The organism is Carnobacterium sp. CP1 (genome assembly GCF_001483965.1).
Classification (GTDB): Bacteria; Bacillota; Bacilli; order Lactobacillales; family Carnobacteriaceae; genus Carnobacterium_A; species Carnobacterium_A antarcticum.
In genome coordinates, this window is sequence record NZ_CP010796.1 from 1,519,912 (window position 1) to 1,538,112 (window position 18,201).

Annotated in this window: 16 protein-coding genes; 3 read left to right on the top strand and 13 right to left on the bottom strand. The window is 39.5% G+C overall.

Annotation, left to right across the window (positions count from 1 at the left end):
- The first annotated feature begins 28 nt into the window (after positions 1–28).
- The gene (locus tag NY10_RS07185; protein WP_058919329.1) at positions 29–910 is read left to right on the top strand and encodes a LysR family transcriptional regulator; all 882 of its coding nucleotides are present in this window, start codon (positions 29–31) and stop codon (positions 908–910) included.
- Between the two features lie 182 nt (positions 911–1,092).
- Here NY10_RS07185 and buk read toward each other — a convergent pair whose 3' ends face one another.
- The 8 genes from buk to NY10_RS07225 form a co-directional block, all read right to left on the bottom strand.
- Complete coding sequence (gene buk / locus NY10_RS07190) at positions 1,093–2,178, bottom strand: butyrate kinase (RefSeq protein WP_058919330.1); 1,086 nt, start codon at positions 2,176–2,178, stop codon at positions 1,093–1,095.
- Between the two features lies 1 nt (position 2,179).
- Positions 2,180–2,977 (bottom strand): phosphate acyltransferase, encoded by a 798-nt coding sequence (locus NY10_RS07195; RefSeq protein WP_058919331.1) that lies wholly within the window; start codon positions 2,975–2,977, stop codon positions 2,180–2,182.
- 143 nt (positions 2,978–3,120) lie between these two features.
- On the bottom strand, positions 3,121–4,170 hold the full coding sequence (locus NY10_RS07200; RefSeq protein WP_197408954.1) for a PTS sugar transporter subunit IIC: 1,050 nt from the start codon (positions 4,168–4,170) through the stop codon (positions 3,121–3,123).
- A 114-nt stretch (positions 4,171–4,284) separates the two neighbouring features.
- Positions 4,285–5,697, bottom strand: coding sequence for a dihydrolipoyl dehydrogenase (gene lpdA, locus NY10_RS07205; RefSeq protein ID WP_058919332.1), 1,413 nt, complete (start codon positions 5,695–5,697; stop codon positions 4,285–4,287).
- A 10-nt stretch (positions 5,698–5,707) separates the two neighbouring features.
- A complete protein-coding gene (locus NY10_RS07210) occupies positions 5,708–7,072 on the bottom strand; it encodes a dihydrolipoamide acetyltransferase family protein (protein ID WP_058919333.1) in 1,365 nt (454 codons plus the stop codon).
- Between the two features lie 23 nt (positions 7,073–7,095).
- Positions 7,096–8,073 carry an alpha-ketoacid dehydrogenase subunit beta gene (locus NY10_RS07215; RefSeq protein WP_058919334.1) on the bottom strand — a complete coding sequence of 326 codons (978 nt, stop codon included), beginning with the start codon at positions 8,071–8,073 and terminating at the stop codon, positions 7,096–7,098.
- Positions 8,066–9,184, bottom strand: coding sequence for a pyruvate dehydrogenase (acetyl-transferring) E1 component subunit alpha (pdhA, locus tag NY10_RS07220; protein ID WP_058919335.1), 1,119 nt, complete (start codon positions 9,182–9,184; stop codon positions 8,066–8,068). Before pdhA ends, NY10_RS07215 begins: the two co-directional genes overlap by 8 nt.
- Positions 9,185–9,425: 241 nt before the next feature.
- A complete protein-coding gene (locus NY10_RS07225) occupies positions 9,426–10,319 on the bottom strand; it encodes a metallophosphoesterase (RefSeq protein ID WP_058919336.1) in 894 nt (297 codons plus the stop codon).
- A gap of 290 nt (positions 10,320–10,609) precedes the next feature.
- On the opposite strand from NY10_RS07225, the gene NY10_RS07230 reads away from it, so the two are divergent.
- Together NY10_RS07230 and NY10_RS07235 are read left to right on the top strand one after the other, a co-directional pair.
- Positions 10,610–11,407 (top strand): SDR family NAD(P)-dependent oxidoreductase, encoded by a 798-nt coding sequence (locus tag NY10_RS07230; protein ID WP_058919337.1) that lies wholly within the window; start codon positions 10,610–10,612, stop codon positions 11,405–11,407.
- A 103-nt stretch (positions 11,408–11,510) separates the two neighbouring features.
- A complete protein-coding gene (locus NY10_RS07235) occupies positions 11,511–12,662 on the top strand; it encodes an NAD(P)/FAD-dependent oxidoreductase (RefSeq protein ID WP_082664272.1) in 1,152 nt (383 codons plus the stop codon).
- A 114-nt stretch (positions 12,663–12,776) separates the two neighbouring features.
- Here NY10_RS07235 and NY10_RS07240 read toward each other — a convergent pair whose 3' ends face one another.
- From NY10_RS07240 to NY10_RS07260, 5 genes are read right to left on the bottom strand one after another with little or no spacing between them, the layout of a single operon-like run.
- Positions 12,777–14,117, bottom strand: coding sequence for an acetyl-CoA hydrolase/transferase family protein (locus NY10_RS07240; protein ID WP_231726714.1), 1,341 nt, complete (start codon positions 14,115–14,117; stop codon positions 12,777–12,779).
- Between the two features lie 32 nt (positions 14,118–14,149).
- The gene (locus NY10_RS07245; RefSeq protein WP_058919339.1) at positions 14,150–14,935 is read right to left on the bottom strand and encodes an enoyl-CoA hydratase-related protein; all 786 of its coding nucleotides are present in this window, start codon (positions 14,933–14,935) and stop codon (positions 14,150–14,152) included.
- A gap of 15 nt (positions 14,936–14,950) precedes the next feature.
- A complete protein-coding gene (locus NY10_RS07250; protein WP_058919340.1) occupies positions 14,951–15,805 on the bottom strand; it encodes a 3-hydroxybutyryl-CoA dehydrogenase in 855 nt (284 codons plus the stop codon).
- A 36-nt stretch (positions 15,806–15,841) separates the two neighbouring features.
- A complete protein-coding gene (locus NY10_RS07255; RefSeq protein WP_058919341.1) occupies positions 15,842–16,969 on the bottom strand; it encodes an acyl-CoA dehydrogenase family protein in 1,128 nt (375 codons plus the stop codon).
- A gap of 52 nt (positions 16,970–17,021) precedes the next feature.
- Positions 17,022–18,200, bottom strand: a complete 1,179-nt coding sequence (locus tag NY10_RS07260; protein WP_058919342.1) for an acetyl-CoA C-acetyltransferase — start codon at positions 18,198–18,200, stop codon at positions 17,022–17,024.
- Between the last annotated feature and the right edge of the window lies 1 nt (position 18,201).

Below are 18,201 nucleotides of genomic sequence, written 5' to 3' on the forward strand. Positions count from 1 at the left end.
ATGTTTTTTAAAAGGAAAGGAGTAAACAATGGAACTTCGTCAATTAAAGTATTTCATCACAATTGCTAATACTAGAAGTTATACTGCAGCTGCAAAAAGTTTATTTGTCACACAACCTACTTTAAGTTGGAATATTCAACAATTGGAAGAAGAGTTTAATGCTCATTTATTTTTTCAAACTAAACAAGGACTTCAGTTAACAGAAAAAGGAGAAAAGCTACTGACGCGCGGACAAAAAGTCTTAGATGAATTTGAAGGCTTAATCGAAGATATGCATAAAATGAAACCTGGGAAGAAAAACTTGAAAGTGGGTATCACCGTTCTTTTCGTTATCCAATATATGGAACAAATCGTTCAATTTACAACTATGAATCCTGAAGTTGAACTAACATTTGTTCAAAGCGGGTCTGTTGAAATCCAAGAGAAACTTGCTCAAAATGAAATAGATATTGGCTTGGTTTCTTTTCCTAATTATGAATCCTCTATTGAGATAGAACGGTTAAATACTTCTCATTCCCAATATACTGTTTCTGTCGTTTTGCCTTTTGATCATCCGCTTGCACAAAAAGAAACTATTGAAATCAAAGATTTAAAAGGTTATGATATTTGCTCTTTTTCTAATGATTATGTACTGGGGAACATTCTCCACGAACGTTGTTCGGAATCTGGGTTCCATCCTAACATAATCTTTACTAATAAGAATTGGGAAGTTCTTTTACAGAATACCTTGACAACAAAGGCTTTAACTTTAATGCCTCAAGCATTGGAGAGAATCAGCAATTTTAAAAATTTGAAATGGATTCCTTTAAAAGATAAAGCAAATTTTTTTGAAATAGGCATCGCTTATAAAAAAAATCAAAATTTGGAAGAACATGCTATCCGTTTCGTTAACTTTATGAAAAAAAATTAGCTGCTCTTATTTTTCACATCAAAAAAACAGCATGCTCTATAATACTATGGTGGTTAAAAATGAAATAAACAGCGACAAGGACCTACTTAGAAATAAACAACCTCTTTTAAAGTGTGTTTTGGTTCAATAATAGTAAAAAAAGAAGTTGAGAAAACTCCTCAGCTTCTTTTGTGTTTAAAGATTTAATTATAAGCAAGTTCTCGAAAAATATTTGCTTTTTCTTGTCCAGTCAATACACGTCGCGCACCCTTGGCTAAAGCTGTCAATTCTTCTTCTCCAGGAACAATGTATACAGGAGCAAGGAAAGAAGTTCTTTCTTTAACTAATTCTGTAATACGAGCAGAATGAGCCAGACCTCCTGTTAAAATGATACCGTCTACTTTTCCATAAAGAACGGTAGCTAACTCACCAATTGTTTTTGCGATTTGGTAAGCCATTGCTTCCAAGACGATTTTAGCTTTTGCATCCCCTTGTTGAGCTTTTTTTTCAATGGCTCGTGCATCATTTGTGCCAAAGTAAGAAACAAGCCCGCCTTTTTTCCTAGTCAGATCTGTCATTTCTTGTCTAGAGTAGCTGTAGCACAGCGGGATAACTTCTTTTAACGGTAGTCCGCCGGTACGTTCTGCTGAAAACAATCCTTCATCATCTGAAATCAAATCGATCATCCGCCCTTTTTGGTGAGCGCTAGCAGAGCTGCCTCCTCCTACATGTGCCACTACAAAGTTGCTTTCTTCATAAGGTTTTTTCAGCTCGTCTTCAGCAACCTTCATACAAACAGCCCGCATATTTAAAACATGTCCGATACTTTTTCGTTCAATCAGTGCCAAACCTGATATACGAGCCACGTCTTCCATTTGGTCAACCGTCACCGGGTCATAGATATAGGCTTGGCATTCAAGAGTACCAAATTTTTCAGAAATCCCTTTTGCAAGGCTCGCTCCTAAATTAGATGCATGTTCTAAAATAGGGCGGTTCTTCAAACAATCCATAATGGCATCATTAACCAAGTACGCCCCTGCATCGACTGGAGGCAACAATCCTCCTCGCCCAACAACGGCATCTAGAGAACCTGCTGACAAATTTTTAGTCGTTAAGTAATCAGCAATGTCTTGGTAACGAAATCCATATTGTTCCATAATAGTCTGGTATTCAGCCACTTTTTCATAAGAATAAGTTAGTTCATGTTTCCATTGCAGGACATCATCTTCAAAATACCCGATTTTAGTAGAAGTAGCACCGGGATTAATAGCTAGTATATGATCTGTCATTTTATTCAGATACTCCTTTCTTATTAGCTCCTTGACTAACTTTGAGAGCCAGCAGAAGCGAATTTCTTTTCTCTGCAGCTGAAGAACTTCTGGAAGTCAAAATGATAGGAACTTCAGCTCCCACAATGATACCAGCCATTTTTCCGCCAGCTAAAAGAGTCATACTTTTAGAAAGAGCGTTGCCTGATACAATGTCTGGCGCTACTAACACGTCTGTATCTCCTTGTATTTTTCCTTGATACCGTTTCTCGCCGGCTGCTTCCGGGCTTAATGCAATATCCAAAGAAATCGGGCCTTCAACAATCATGTCTGGTGCATGAGAAAATTCTTTGGTCAGTTCTGCAGCATCAACAGAAGCCGGGAGTTTTGGCTGTACGACTTCTGCAGCGGACAGAACGGCAAACTTGGCCTTCTGATAACCTAAAGCCTGCATCACTTCTGAAGCATTTTTGATAATGGCCTTTTTCTGTTCAATGTCGGGAGTTAAAACCATTCCCCCATCGGTTACTCCAATAAGCTTTGGGTAAGCAGGGACTTCAATCAAAGCTAAATGAGACAGTACTTTTTGTTTGCGAATGCCTGTTTCATGATTCACTACTTCTTTCAACAACGTTCCTGTCTGCAAATCGCCTTTCATAATGAACTCGACTTGACCTTCTTTTGCCAATTGAATTCCTTTAAAAGCTGCTTCTGTATCTGTTTCAGCATGCACGATAATATACGATGCATTTTTAATCGTTATTTCTGACAGATGCTTTTTGATGGCTTCTTCATCACCAATCAAATACGGAATGACCAAATTTTCTTCTGCCAGTTCAAAAATGCTTTCTAAAGCATGTCTGCTGGCAGCTTTAACAACGGCGACTTTCTTAGGTTCATTTTTTTTTGCATCAATTCTTGCTGCAATTCTTTGAAACTTTGAATCATTTTGCTGCCTCCTGCCTATGCTAATTCTAATTTGTAATCTTCTGGCGAAATAATCGGCCAGATTTTAGTAAATAAATGGTTGAATCCAACACCAAATACGATAGGTGCCACTAGAAAAACGAGAATTGTCACAATGATGTTGCCTACTGACCATCCTGCGATATTCAGGTGGTTTACGGGTCCTACCAACCCACTAAAGCCAAATCCTGCACTCATCGGTGTACCTTGGATGTTAAAGATAGCGGCTAGTGCACCTAAACAAGCTGCATTGCAAATGATTGGCAGCATAATCTTGGGCTTAGCAAATACGTTCGACATTGATACTTTTGGCGAACCAATAAAATGCGCCAAACTTGTTCCGATAGGATTGACTCTCCATCCAGCAACTGCTAATCCGAAGCCGGCAGCACAAACGCCTAGGTTTCCTGCTCCTGAACCAATTCCTACTAATGAAATAGCTAACGCTATTCCTACTGTAGTAATAGGAGAAACAATTAAAATAGAGAAAATGATGGCAATCAACACAGACATAACGATTGGCTGGAAATTCAGCAGTTGTGCGGTCAAATGACCGATAAGCGTGGTAATACTCTTTACATAAGGCAAAATAAACAGCCCCGCTCCGCCGCCGACAATTAAAGAAATTGGAGGAATCAAAAGTATCGTGTAGGCTTTTAAGCGGTTACCTAACACTAAAATCAATCCAGCTGCAATAGCTGCAGTCAGACCTACGTTGATCACATCTCCAGTACCATTTAAAGTCATTCCTTCTGCAGTAAATTGAACAGCTCCGCCGCCTAAAACAGCTGCTAATCCTAGAGAAGTAGACTGAATAGGAGTAAACTTAAAGTTTATTCCGACTAACACACCGACAACCAGTCCTAACATCGAATTAGACATGGACGTAGCGTTCAACACAAATTCTCCTTGAGGAAATACCGGAAGCAATGCTTTAAACAACTCTCCTAGTAATGCTCCAGGAATTAAAGCAACAACTGTCCCAATGGCTAGACCGTTTAATACATTCATTGCATACTTTTTAGGGGTAAGTCTCTCAGTTTCCATGATCCATTCTCCTTTTTTTATGAGAAATTCCATAACAAATATAAGGAAGGACTTTCAGTCATTTCTTGATTTCTTAAAGCCCTTCACTTATTTTCTTGCTGTGGTGATGCTCAGTTAAATATGGATCGGCTGTCCTAAGGCTAATTCAGCAGCATCCATAATACTTTCTCCTAGTGAAGGATGACTATGGATCGTTAACGCAATATCTTCAGCCGTTAATCCATTCTCAACAGCTAAGCCCAATTCAGCAATCAAATCGCTGGCATTAACACCGGCAACTTGCGCTCCCAGCAATGCCTGGCTCTCTTTTTCTGTTACTAAGCGGATGAACCCTTCTGCTTTGTTCAACGACAAAGCACGTCCATTCCCGGCCAGCGGAAACTTGCTGGTTTTCACTTCAAATCCTTTTTCTTTTGCTTCTTTTTCTGTAAATCCGACAGTTGCCAATTCAGGATCAGTAAAGCAGACAGCCGGCATAGCTAAGTAGTCAACCGCTGCTCCTTTGCTTCCAGAAATAGCTTCTGCAGCAACTTTAGCTTCGTAGCTTGCTTTGTGTGCCAAGGCTAAACCAGGAACAATATCACCGATAGCAAAAATATTCTTCTTATTTGTTCTTCCTTGTTCATCTACTTGGATAAAGCCTTTACCGTCGGTTTCGATACCTGCGATATCTAATCCGATATCATCCGTATTTGGCCGACGCCCAACTGAAACTAATACATAGTCTGCTTCAAGTTGTTTTTCTGCTCCGTCTGCTTCATAAGTAACGGTTACTTGCTGTTCATTTTGTTCAGCTGATTTAGCCATCGCATTTGTAACTACTGTCACGTTTTTGCGTTTGAAATTCTGCTCAACTAGTTTCACCATATCTTTTTCAAATCCCATCAAGATTTGGTCCATTCCTTCTAAAATCGTGACTTCTGTTCCTAGTTTAGCATAAGCTCCGGCCAGTTCAGTTCCGATGTAGCCTCCCCCGATAACAATCATTTTTTTAGGTATCTCGGTCAAGCTCAGCGCTCCTGTAGAGTCGATGATGCGTTCTCCAAACTTAAAGGATTTCAGCTCTATCGGCCGGCTGCCTGTGGCAATAATTGCCTTTTCGAATTTGTATGTTTGTCCTTTTTCTTCATCAAACATCACATGAAGGGTTTGGCTGTTGACGAAATAAGCTTCTCCTTTAATGATAGAAACGTTATTTTTCTTCAACAATTGTTCGACACCCTTGGTTAAAGGCTGTACAACTTTTTTGTTTTTCCAAGCTTGTGTTTTTTTGAAATCAATCGTAGTTTCTTTGTTTTGGATCCCTGTTGATGAAGCGTTTAAAGAAGATTGGTACTCTTCGCCAGCATGAATCAGTGCTTTAGAAGGAATACATCCGACGTTTAAACACACACCGCCAATGTTTCCTCGTTCGATCAATGTTACTGATTGTCCCAATTGAGCAGCGCGAATAGCTGCTACGTACCCCCCTGGTCCGGAACCAATAACGACTGTTTCTAACTCTTCTGCAAAATCTCCTACTACCATAAGTTACTCATCATCCTTTCACAAAAAGCAGTTCTGGGTCTGCTAAAAACTTTTTCAAATCATTGATTGCTTGTTGTGCTGTTACGCCGTCAATAATCCGGTGGTCAAAGCCGAATGAGATTTTCAGCATTGGAACTACGATGGGCTGTCTATTTTCATCTGGGATTACTTCATCTTCGATTCTTGCCATCCCTAAAATAGCAACTTCGGGCTGATTGATGATTGGTGTGGACCATACCCCGCTCGTCGCTACTGAGCCAACGTTTGTGATTGTCATTGAACCATTCTCCATATCTGCTCTCGTTAAAGTTCCATTTATAGCTTTTTCCGTATTTTCTGCCATTTCTTCAGCAATCGTGAACAGACTCTTGCGTTCTGCATCACGAATTATCGGTACGAACAGTCCTTTATCAGTATTCGTTGCAATACCGACATTAAAGTAATCATGGTAGACGATTTCATCTGTTGTTTCGTCGATTGATGCATTCAATTCTGGATAACGGGATAAAACAGCAACTAAAGCTTTGACAAAATAAGCTGAATAAGTCAACTTGATTCCTTCTTCTTTAGCGATAACTTTAAACCGTTCTCTATGTTCCACCAGTTTTTCTACGTTAACTCGATCCAGTACCGTTACATGCGGAGAAGTAGCTTTGCTATTTACCATTGCTTTAGCAATAGCTTTACGTGTTCCTGACATTTTCACTCTTCGTTCTTTTCCAGTTGAAGCTGGAGCTGTTTTAGCGGGTTCTTCTTGCCACGCAGATGGAACAGCTTCTTTTTTCGGTTCAGCAGCTGGTTTTGAAACACCTGAAGCCAAATAATGATCAATGTCTTCACGTGTGACTCGATTATTTTTACCTGTTGCCGGAACTTGTGTTAAATCCACTTCTTTTTCGCGTGCGTATTTTCTGACAGATGGAATGGCCAGCATTCTGATATCAGTATTAGAATGTTGCTTGCGAGAAGTCGACGCAGCTTCTTTGCTAGGTTCAATGGATTCTTTACCAGGTTTTAAGTGGCTAACATCTTCATGTTCGATTGCTACCGTATCGGTGCCTTCTTTTACCACTTCATTTTCTTGCGGATCATCTTTTTGCAGCGTTTCTTCATCTTCTTTGACATTGTCGCTTTTTCCGTCGATTTCAATTTCTACGATTGGGTCTCCTACTTTAGCAATTTCGCCTTCAGCAACCAATATCTTAGTTACCGTGCCTGATACAGGGGATGGCAAACCGATCACTGCTTTATCACTTTGAATTTCTGCTAAAATATCATCTTCTTTTACTTTATCACCCGGTTTTACATCCCAAGTCACGATTTCGCTTTCATGAATTCCTTCACCACTATCTGGTAGTATGAATGAATAGGTCATTTGTACGCCCTCCTTATTTCTGGTTAGAATTCAACCGTTTCTTTGATTTTATTTGCAATATCACTAGCATTAGGAATCCATTCTGCTTCTGCTGCCCCAAATGGGAAGACAGTATCTGGAGCTGTCACTCTGCAAACTGGAGCTTCTAGATACATAAATGCTCGTTCTCCGATTTCAGACATGATTTGCCCTGCAACACCTGATTGTCTTTGCGCTTCTTGGACTACAACAACACGTCCAGTTTTCTTGATCGATTCAACGATTGTTTCCATATCTACTGGGGATACGGTTCTCAAATCAAGAACTTCAACAGAAATACCTTCTTTTTCTAACGTTTGAGCAGCTTTCAATGATTCGCTGACCATTAAACCGTAAGTTACTACTGTCACATCTGACCCTTCTCGTGTGATTGCAGCCTTATCTAACGGCACGCGGTAATCTTCGTCTGGAATATCTTGTTTAATCGAACGGTAGAGTTTTAAATGTTCTAAGAAAATAACCGGATCATTGCTCTCGATTGAAGAAATCAATAGTCCTTTTGCATCGTAAGGGTTGCTTGGAATAACAATCCGCATGCCGGGAACCTGTGACAAGATTCCTTCAAGATTATCTGAATGAAGTTCGGGAGTATGGACGCCTCCTCCATAAGGTGCTCTGACCGTGATCGGCATGTTTCTGGTATTAGCTGTCCGATAACGCATACGGGAAAATTGAGCAATTATAGGGTCCATTGCTTCTAAAATAAATCCTGAAAATTGAATCTCCGGAATCGGTCTAAATCCTTCAGTTGCAAGACCGATAGACATCCCTAAAATACCTGATTCAGCTAATGGGGTATCAAATACTCGCTCTTTTCCGTGTTTGGTCTGCAATCCATCGGTTACTCTGAAAACGCCTCCATTAGGACCTACGTCTTCTCCATAAATCAATGTGTTTTCATCATTCTCCAATTTGTAATCTAAGGCATCATTAATGGCTTGAACAATTGTTTTCTCAGTCATTTTGTGACATCTCCTTTTCTTCGTACGATGCAATTTGCTCTTGTATATTTTGAGGGGAAACTTCATACATGTTCTTCAAGAAATCAGATACTTTTTGTTTTTCAACTTTCCCGATCGCTGTCACGGCTTCTTTGATTTCTTTTTTACATGTCTCAATGACCTCGTCTTCTTGCTCTTCACTCCACAATCCTTTTTCCATTAAGTAATTTCTCATGCGAATCAGTGGATCTTTTTCTTCCCATTCTGCTAACTCTTTTTCTCTACGGTAACGCGTTGGATCGTCAGACATCGTATGTGGTCCAAAACGATATGTTAAAGCTTCAATAACAACTGGACCTTTACCAGCCAATGCATGGTCGCGTGCTGCTGATACAGCTGCATACATCGCCAATGGGTCCATACCATCTACTTGAATACCAGGAATTCCGGCTGCTACTGCTTTTTGCGCAAGTGTTTCTGCTTTTGTCTGTTCTTCAAGCGGAACAGATATTCCATAGCGGTTATTTTGAATAACGATCACATATGGAACGTTATAAACTCCCGCAAAGTTTATACCTTCGTAAAAGTCTCCTTGAGAAGTTGCTCCATCTCCATTCATTGAAAGGACAATATTGTTTTTATTTCTTTTTTTCATTCCCAATGCTACACCCATCGCGTGAGTGATATGACCACCGACGATAACTTGCGGAACATATGCATTCAGATCTTCTGGATATTCGTTTCCTTTCATATGGCCTTTATACCATAAGAAAGCTTTTTCTAACGGCAGTCCATGAAAAATCAGCGGAACCAGGTCTCGATAGGTTCCCGCAAAAAAATCTCCATCTCCTAAAGCGTAGTGAGTAGCAATCTGGCTGGCTTCTTGTCCTCCGCTTGGAGCGTAGTTTCCTAGAGCTCCCTGACGGTTCAATAGAGTGACTCGTTGATCGTAGGCTCTTGCCCAAACCATCCGACGCATCAATTCCGTTAATTCTTCATCTGATAAGTCAGGTTCTAATTCTGAATTGGTGACTTTTCCTGCTTTATCTAAAACTTGATAAAAAGGAAATTCTTTTTTATAGCTCTCTACAATGTGATCTAAATTAAATGTTGTCCCGTTTTTTTTAGACATATCTACATCCCTTTCCTTAACAACTTTTTGTGTAAGCGTTTTACAAATTCATTGTACCCCTTATTGTTCGGTTAGGATAATTGACGTATTCTATAGGCATATAGAATGAATAAAAACGCTTACAAAATCGGTTTTTTCTTTGAGCTAAAACTGAAAGTTCTGCTTAAGATTTTTTTCTTCTCAAAAAAAAGAGGCTAGGAATATTACCTCTTAGCCTCCGCTTTATTTTATTAATTGCTACTTATCGTATATCAAACTCTTCAACAGGTTCTGGTCCTCTCATTATTTCTTTTTCGATCGTCAATACGCCATCTGGACTCACTTTGATTGCCCAACGCACTAATTGAATTTTTCCTTCTGTAAGTTCAATTGCTGTAATAAAAGTTGGGTAGACACAACAACCTGTATTGAAATAAGGCAGCTCCTTGTCTTTTGGGTATTTAAATCGATGGGTATGTCCACAAATCAGCATCATCTTATTCTTTTTAATCCATTTGTTAAAGTTCTTTTCAATTTTATGCCGCTTAGAGACATTTTTTATCGGACTTGACGGATTCCTTATGCCAAATCCATGGAGAAACCGCCAAAAAAATTTGAGAGAAAGCATCGTAAAAAACGCAAATTGATCGTTAGGTGCATCTCCTTGATGGCCATGTACCGTTAAAATTTCCTGACCTGTTTCTAAGTTTCTTAATACTAATGCCTCAACTGGTTTAAGCCCTTTAAGAAAATCAAAAAACACTTCATTGTATTCATCGTAATTTGTATAGTAATTCTCTTCAACGAATTTTTTATTCTTCAAAAATATATCATGATTGCCATATAACCGTATCAAACGCTTTTTATCGAAAAACTTTTTTATGATATCAAATACTTCGCGGTGAGCATTTTTAGTGTATTTAAAATCTGAATACTCTAACATTTCATCTCCGTCTCCCGCTTCAATATAAGTAAAATTATTTTCATAATAATGTTTTAAAGCATGAAGATAAATATTCCGATTTCGTGTAAATTCATCTGACATACTGCCATCTCCTCGATGGACATCACTAAAAAACACATATTTTGAATCCTCATCAAAATATTCCACTCTAGCTTTTTTATAAGCTTCTGTTAAACGTCTGTCTGTGAACATTTTCTTCACCTCATTTCACTTTAGTCTCCTTTAAATCAGACTAATCTCTTGGTTATCTTACTACTAGTATACTTTATCTATACTAATAACAAAAATAATAGCCTGATGAACATTTTCCTTTTTGTGTCTGGGATTGCAGTGGGAATTGTTGATGATGCATCTAAATGTCCATAATGCGTAATAATTGTATTTGATCAGATAGAATAGTACCATTTTAAGTAACAGATAAATGTTAGCGAATTCACCCGATTATTCAAATCAGCAGACAAATCATTGAGGAGGAAAGCAGCATGGATTTAGGTATTGAGGGAAAAATAGCTTTGGTCACTGGATCAAGTTCGGGCATTGGTTGGGAAACCGCTCGTGTTCTTTTAGAAGAAGGCACTACGGTTATTCTTACGGGTAAAAAGCAAGAGAAATTAGAACAAGCCGCGGCTAAAATGGGAACGAATGATAAGCTTTTTCATTATGCAGCAGACATTACCAGTAGCGAAGAGCTGAAAACGATGCACGATAAAATTGCAGAAGAAGTCGGCAAAATCGATATCTTGGTTCAATCAGCCGGCATCACCGGTGCGCAGGGACTTTTTCATGAAATCGATATGGAGGGCTGGGAATCGACACTTGAAGTTGATTTGCTCGGACCTGTTCGTGTGGTAAAAGAATTCTTACCAGACTTAAGAGATGGCGGCTGGGGCAGACTTGTCTTAATAGCTTCTGAAGATGCTGTACAACCTTACGATGATGAATTGCCTTATTGCTGTGCAAAAGCCGGGATTCTTGCTTTTGCAAAAGGACTGTCGCGCACTTATGCTCGTGAAGGACTGCTGGTCAACACCGTTTCACCAGCTTTCATTGAGACACCGATGACCGATGCCATGATGGATAAACGTTCTAAAGAGTTAAACGTGTCAAAAGACGAAGCGATTCAATCGTTTCTGGATAAAAAGAGACCTTATATGGAACTTAAACGCCGCGGGCAAACAGAAGAAGTAGCTGCCGTTATTGCCTTCCTCTGCTCTGAAAAGGCTTCTTTTGTCAATGGCTCTAATTACCGCGTAGACTCTGGATCAGTTGCAACTATTTAAGCTAAGAAAGGAGAAATAATCAGTGGGAAAACAACCAAAAAATGATATTCAACGGACACAACAAGCTAACCATCCTTATGATTACTTAATTATTGGAGGTGGAATGGTCGCCGGTTATGCTGCGAAAGGAATACGCGAACTGGATAAAATCGGTACAATCGGCATCCTTTCAGCAGATGTGGATGCGCCTTACACACGCCCTGCCTTAACGAAAAAATTATGGACAGACGATGAGTTTACAGAGGATCAAGTTTCGCTTAATACAGAAGATGAAACGGGTGCTGTGATTGAATTAGAAACCGTTGTAACAGCAATCAACCGAGACATGCACACAGTTCATCTGGAAGACGGAACGATTATCGGCTATAACAAATTACTCTTGGCAACAGGCAGCGAACCAGCTAAAATTGACGGTCCTGAAGATGACCGTGCGATTTTCTTTAGGAACTGGACAGACTACCGAAGACTCCGTGAACTTTCCGGCCATAATCGGCATATCTTAGTAGTTGGAGGCGGATATATCGGGGCCGAATTAGCAGCTGGTTTAGTCCAAAATGAGACTAGGGTCACGCTGATCTACCCTGATGAAGTACTTGGAAGCAAGCAGTTTCCTGAAGAAATCGCTAAAGAATATGAAGCAGCTTTCCGAAAAGTAGGTGTCACACTTGTAAATGGAAAACGCGCTACATCCTATCGAAAAGAAGATGATAAACTAACATTGACACTTGATGACGGTTCCGAACTAGAAGCTGACGCTATCGTAAGCGGTCTGGGCGTTTCCCCTCGTGTCTCACTGGCAAAAGAAAGCGGCTTAACAGTAGAAGACGGTGTCGTTGTTGATGAGTATTTGCGGACTGAAGATCCCGATATCTATGCCGCCGGAGATATCGCTGCTTATCCAGATAAGATTTTAGGCAAAAACCGAATCGAACACGTCGATCATGCGCGAAATTCAGGAGAAGCTGTTGGAAAAGCGATGGCCGGAGCAGATGAACCTTATACACACACTCCTTACTTCTATTCTGTCGTATTTGATATCTCTTGGAAAGCTATTGGAACCTTAGATCCTGAGCTGGATACGTTGATCAATAAAGTCGGCGACGGAAAAGTTGTTTATTACCTTAAAGACGATAAACCTGTGGGTATCTTGCTTTGGAATGTTGAAGCAGATTTAGACGACGTCCGCAACATTCTTAGCGATCCGCCGTCCGATTCAAATGCATTGAAAGGCGCTATCCGAGAAAAAGAAGAATAAACGTAAAAAAATCTCTCTAATGAAAAAAAGCACTGCCTTAGATTCATTTGAACCTAAAGCAGTGCTCTTTATTGTCATATAAAGACTTAGAACGTTTTTAATTTTTTAAGAATTTCACATCATTGCCAATGTTTCTTCTTTTTCATTATTTTTTGCTTCTGTAATAAAGCATTTTTCAATCGCTTTTTGTCGTAGTTCTTCCCTAAAATTTGGATGGGCTACTTCGATAAGAGACTCTGTTCGCTCTTGTACTGTTTTCCCTATCAATTCAGCTTTTCCATATTCCGTCACGATTGTATCAATATCATTTTTGGAAGTCGAGACAGCAGAACCGAGGGCCAGTTCTGGCACAATAGTTGAGATACTGTCTTTTTTAGCTGTTGAATAGAGACAAATGATTCCACGGCCGTTGTTAGACAATCTAACGCCTTTTGTGAAGTCTGCTTGCCCGCCTGTCGATGAATAATAAGTTCCTTTCACCATCTCTGAGTTGCATTGTCCTAAAAAGTCAACTTCAACGGATGAATTGATGGCCTTTAAATTATCAATTTTAGCAATTTCGCGGATATCATTGGTTACATCACATGGCAGCATTAATATATCTGGGTTATTGTCCATAAATTCATATAATCGTTTTGAACCGATTGCAAAGGTTGAAACTGTTTTTGTTGGATAAGTCGTTTTGTATTTGTTGTTGACGACCCCTTCTTCATATAAATCAACGATTTTATCAGGCAGCATTTCACTGTGGATACCTAAATTACGTTTGTCCATTAAGTATTCCATTACAGCATTCGGCATCGATCCGAACCCGATTTGAACTGTATCGCCATCTTTAACTGTTTCAGCAATAATTTTACCGATCGCCAAATCTTTTTCACTTAATTTTGGGTTTGGCAATGTCGGAAGCTCAAAGTCATGTTCAACTAAAGCCGCCACTTCACTGATATGAATCGTGTTTTTTTCACCAAACGTCCGCGGCATGTGCTTATTCACTTCAAGAATTATAGTTTTAGCATCTTTAATCAATGAAGCTACATAAGAAGGACTAGTGCCCAATGAGAAATTTCCCTCTTCATCCATAGGCGATACGGTTGCCATAATAACTGGCCGATTTGTTCGTCTTTTGAGCAAGGCCGGTATATCAGAAAAATGATTAGGCAACAAGTCTATATTCCCTTGGTTAAAACCTTTTCGATCCATACCCGATAAAAAAATCGATACTTGCTTTAATTTATTTGGAGAAATATCCACAGTCGGAAAGCTTGGCAGCATACGGTACAAGGTGTTGCCGCTCAGCTCCCCGTTCATAGGTAACGCTTCCAATAGAGCTGGCGGTTCGCCTGGCATTATCGGGAAAATAATGCCTTCTCCCGGTTCAACCAGTTGAACAGCCTTTTGTGCTGTTGTTTTTTTCTTTTCATACATTTTTTCGTAGATTCTTAACATCATCATATCCTCCTGACAGTTACCGCTATTTTGGTGGTTTACTTATTTCCAAATTGAGCTTTGCGTTTTTCAATAAAAGCTGCCATACCTTCTTTCTGATCTTCGGTAGCGAATAAAGCTCCGAAAATTTCAGATTCCAATGCCAAAGCTTGTTGCAAATTCATTTGCAACCCTTGGTTAATGGCTTTCTTGCTGCCTTCTACACCTAATGGAGAATTTTTCATGACTTTTTCAGCCATTGCTTTAGCTTCATCTATCAGTTCTTCAGCTGCCACAACTTTATTTAGCAGACCAATCCGATAAGCTTCTTCAGCTGCAATGTTGGTACCTGTATAAATCAATTCTTTTGCTTTGCCTATTCCAATTAAACGTGGCAAACGTTGTGTCCCGCCGAATCCAGGGATGATTCCTAAACCAACTTCTGGTTGGCCGAATTTTGCGTTCTCAGCTCCAATTCGAATATCACAAGCCAAGGCTAATTCACAACCTCCTCCTAGTGCAAAACCATTCACTGCAGCAATAGTCGGTTGACGCAATTGTTCTAATTTAGAAAAGACTGCATTTCCAAATAGAGAGAAATCTCTTCCTTCAATCGCATTCTTTTCTTTCATCTCAGTAATATCCGCACCCGCTACAAAGGCTTTTTCACCTGATCCAGTCAGGATCAGTACATGGACAAATGGATCTATTTCAACCGCATCAAGCGCAAGTGTTAACTCTTGGAGCACTTCTAAACTTAGGGCATTCAACATTTTAGGACGATTTATTTTTAAAATAGCAATTCCTTCTGATTTTTCTAATGTAAGTGTTTTATATTCTGTCATTTTTAATTCTCTCCCTTACGAAGCATAATCATAAAACCCTTTACCAGTTTTCTTTCCCAGCCAGCCAGCTTCTACATATTTTTTCAATAATGGGCAAGGACGGTACTTCGAATCATTAAATCCAGTGTATAAGACTTCCATGATCGCTAAGCAAACATCTAAGCCAATGTAATCAGCCAAAGCAATTGGCCCCATCGGATGATTTGCACCTAATTTCATCGCTTCATCCACTTCTTGTGCTGTTGCGACGCCTTCATGTATTGCAAAAATTGCTTCATTAATCATCGGAACTAAAATACGATTTACAGCGAAACCCGGTGAATCTTTGATATCGATAGTAACTTTTCCGATTTTTTCGCTTAACTTCTTGACGGCAGCTGTTGTTTCAGTACTTGTTGCCATCCCCCTATTGATTTCAACTAATTTCATTACTGGAACTGGGTTGAAAAAATGCAATCCAATTACTTTTTCAGGTCGCTTTGTCGCAGAAGCGATTTCTGTGATAGAAAGAGAAGATGTGTTGCTAGCTAAGATCGTATCACTTGCCGTTATTTCATCCAGTTCTTTAAAAATAGATAGTTTAATTTTTTTATTCTCAGTTGCTGCTTCAACAACTAGTTGTACTTCTTCAGCATCTTGAATATCTGTTGAAAGCACAAAACGAGAAAGGATTGATTCTTTTTCAGCTGCTGTTTTGCGGCCTTTTTCAACATCTCTTGTTAGAGTTTTTTCAACTTTATTAAAACCTTGTTGCACAAATTCTTCTTTAATATCGTTTAAAATCACATCGTATCCAGCTTCTGCAATTACTTGAGCGATTCCACTACCCATTTGTCCTGATCCAATGATCATTATTTTTTTGATTTCCATTTCTTCACTCCTCTAAAGATTTACACTTACTTTATTTCATCCTTGATCTACCCAGTTTTTTGAGATAATTTCTTTTAGTGTTTCTAGGGATCCTCCATAAATGGTCGTTAACTTAGCATCTCTAGCATAGCGTTCAATATCATTGTTTCGCATATACCCGTAGCCTCCAGTTACCTGAATAGCCATCTCTGTCACTTCTTCAGCAATAGCAGCCGCTTTTAATTTGGCCATGGCAATCTGCATAGAATCTGCACAGTGAGTGCTGGCTATCTTATCCAAAAAAGCAACTGTTGCTTGTAATTCAGTGTACGTTTCAGCTAATCTGAACTGAGTATTGCGTAAATCAATTAATCTTTGACCGAATTTTCGGTCTTGACTGACGTAATTCAATGCCCGTTCAAAAGCTCCTTCAGCAATCCCGACAGCTTGAGCAGCAACCGATAAGCGCATGCGGTCCCTGACGGTTTGACACTGCTTTTCTCCATCGCATTGATTGCCTAACAAATTTTCTTTCGGTACACGAATATTCACAAATTCAAGTGGAGCTACTGGAAGTGCTCGAATTCCCATTTTTTCTTCAATCTTCCCGATAATAAGCCCCTGCATTTCAGCATCTATAATAAATACGCCGTAACCCTTCTTTCCATCTGTAGCAATCGTCTTACTAGCAACTAAGTAAAACTTAGCTTTTCCAGCATTTGAAACAAATGCTTTCGCTCCATTCAACTCCCAGTGATCTTCTTGTTCCACTGCTAGTGTTTCCATGTTTTCTAAATCATTGCTCATTCCCAGCTCGTTTAAAGCAAGCGCACTAAGTGTTTCTCCGCTTAACATCGCTGGCAGATACTCTTGCTTTTGACGTTCTGTACCATACTGATAAATTGGCCAAGTTCCCATTGAGGAGTGTGTTAACAAAACACTAGCTGTTGAAGCACAGTCTTTTGAAATAATTTGAATGACGTTCAAGAAATCTTTAAATGAACCTTCAAGCCCGCCATACAAACGCTCGATCGGAATCCGAAAAACACCCATATCACTCAATTGTTTCAGTTGTTTTTCTGGAAACTCTTCTGTCTTATCATATTCAGATGCAACCGGTTGAATACTTTTTTTAGAAAAGTCAGCAACTTGGTTAATTATTTGTTCTATTGCTGAAATCGTCATAGCTTCTTACTCCTCTCTGGTACCTAAAGGACTTGACAATCTAATTTAAATATTAACGTTCTACAATTAATGAAACTCCTTGTCCTCCACCAATACATAATGTCGCTAGTCCACATTTTGAGTCACGCTTTTCCATTTCATGAAGTAATGTAACCAATATACGAGCACCGCTAGCTCCGATTGGATGTCCTAAAGCAATAGCTCCACCGTTTACATTTACGATGTCTGTGTTTAATTCCAAGTCAGTAATAACGCTTAATGCTTGAGCAGCGAAAGCTTCATTCGCTTCTATTAAATCTAAGTCCTTAACAGTTAAACCTACTTTTTTCAATGCTTTTTGAGTAGCTGGAATTGGACCGCACCCCATAATTTCAGGGTCGACACCCGCACTAGCATATGATTTGATGGTAGCTAATGGTTTTAAACCTAGTTCTTCTGCTTTTTCACGGCTCATTACGATAATAGCCGCTGCACCATCATTTAAACCTGAAGCATTTCCTGCTGTAACGGAACCATCTTTTTTAAAGGCAGGTTTCAGCTTAGACATTGACTCCATTGTTGTGCCAAATCTTGGATGCTCATCTGTATCTACAACTTTTGGCTCACCTTTCCGTTGCGGCACTTCAATTGGCACGATTTCATTTTTAAATCGTCCGGAAGTGACAGCTTTTTCTGCATTATTTTGGCTACGAACAGCTAATTCATCTTGTTGCTCGCGAGTAAAGTGATATTTTTCAACTATGTTTTCAGCCGTTACACCCATATGAATGTCTGTAAAAGCATCCGTTAAGCCATCCTTCAACATCGTGTCAACCATTTGTCCATTACCCATTCTTTTGCCCCAACGAGCATCAGGCAGCACATATGGTGATTGGCTCATGCTTTCTGTACCTCCAGCAATAACGATTTCATTATCTCCTGAAAGAATCGACTGAGCTGCTAAAGCAACTGTCTTCAAACCTGATCCACATACTTTGTTAATGCCGAAAGAAGGAACATGTTTTGGAATTCCTGCATTCATGGCTACTTGTCTAGCAACATTTTGACCTAATCCTGCGCTTAAAACGTTTCCAAAAACAAGTTCGTCAATTGTCGATGGGTCTAAATTAATACTTTCAATAGCTTTTCTTACAACAGCGGTCCCCAAATCAACTGCTGATACATCTTTAAAAGCTCCGCCAAATGTTCCGACTGGTGTTCTTAATGCTGATACGATTACAGCTTCTGTCATG

Bases quoted from the DNA above. Each gene is read 5' to 3' on its own strand.
- NY10_RS07185 (WP_058919329.1), top strand. From the start codon at position 29: ATGGAACTTCGTCAATTAAAGTATTTCATCACAATTGCTAATACTAGA.
- NY10_RS07240 (WP_231726714.1), bottom strand. From the start codon at position 14,117: ATGATGATGTTAAGAATCTACGAAAAAATGTATGAAAAGAAAAAAACA.
- NY10_RS07255 (WP_058919341.1), bottom strand. From the start codon at position 16,969: ATGACGATTTCAGCAATAGAACAAATAATTAACCAAGTTGCTGACTTT.
- NY10_RS07260 (WP_058919342.1), bottom strand. From the start codon at position 18,200: ATGACAGAAGCTGTAATCGTATCAGCATTAAGAACACCAGTCGGAACA.
- NY10_RS07200 (WP_197408954.1), bottom strand. From the start codon at position 4,170: ATGGAAACTGAGAGACTTACCCCTAAAAAGTATGCAATGAATGTATTA.
- NY10_RS07250 (WP_058919340.1), bottom strand. From the start codon at position 15,805: ATGGAAATCAAAAAAATAATGATCATTGGATCAGGACAAATGGGTAGT.
- pdhA (WP_058919335.1), bottom strand. From the start codon at position 9,184: ATGTCTAAAAAAAACGGGACAACATTTAATTTAGATCACATTGTAGAG.
- NY10_RS07225 (WP_058919336.1), bottom strand. From the start codon at position 10,319: ATGTTCACAGACAGACGTTTAACAGAAGCTTATAAAAAAGCTAGAGTG.
- NY10_RS07215 (WP_058919334.1), bottom strand. From the start codon at position 8,073: ATGACTGAGAAAACAATTGTTCAAGCCATTAATGATGCCTTAGATTAC.
- NY10_RS07230 (WP_058919337.1), top strand. From the start codon at position 10,610: ATGGATTTAGGTATTGAGGGAAAAATAGCTTTGGTCACTGGATCAAGT.
- NY10_RS07235 (WP_082664272.1), top strand. From the start codon at position 11,511: ATGGTCGCCGGTTATGCTGCGAAAGGAATACGCGAACTGGATAAAATC.
- NY10_RS07245 (WP_058919339.1), bottom strand. From the start codon at position 14,935: ATGACAGAATATAAAACACTTACATTAGAAAAATCAGAAGGAATTGCT.
- NY10_RS07210 (WP_058919333.1), bottom strand. From the start codon at position 7,072: ATGACCTATTCATTCATACTACCAGATAGTGGTGAAGGAATTCATGAA.
- lpdA (WP_058919332.1), bottom strand. From the start codon at position 5,697: ATGGTAGTAGGAGATTTTGCAGAAGAGTTAGAAACAGTCGTTATTGGT.
- buk (WP_058919330.1), bottom strand. From the start codon at position 2,178: ATGACAGATCATATACTAGCTATTAATCCCGGTGCTACTTCTACTAAA.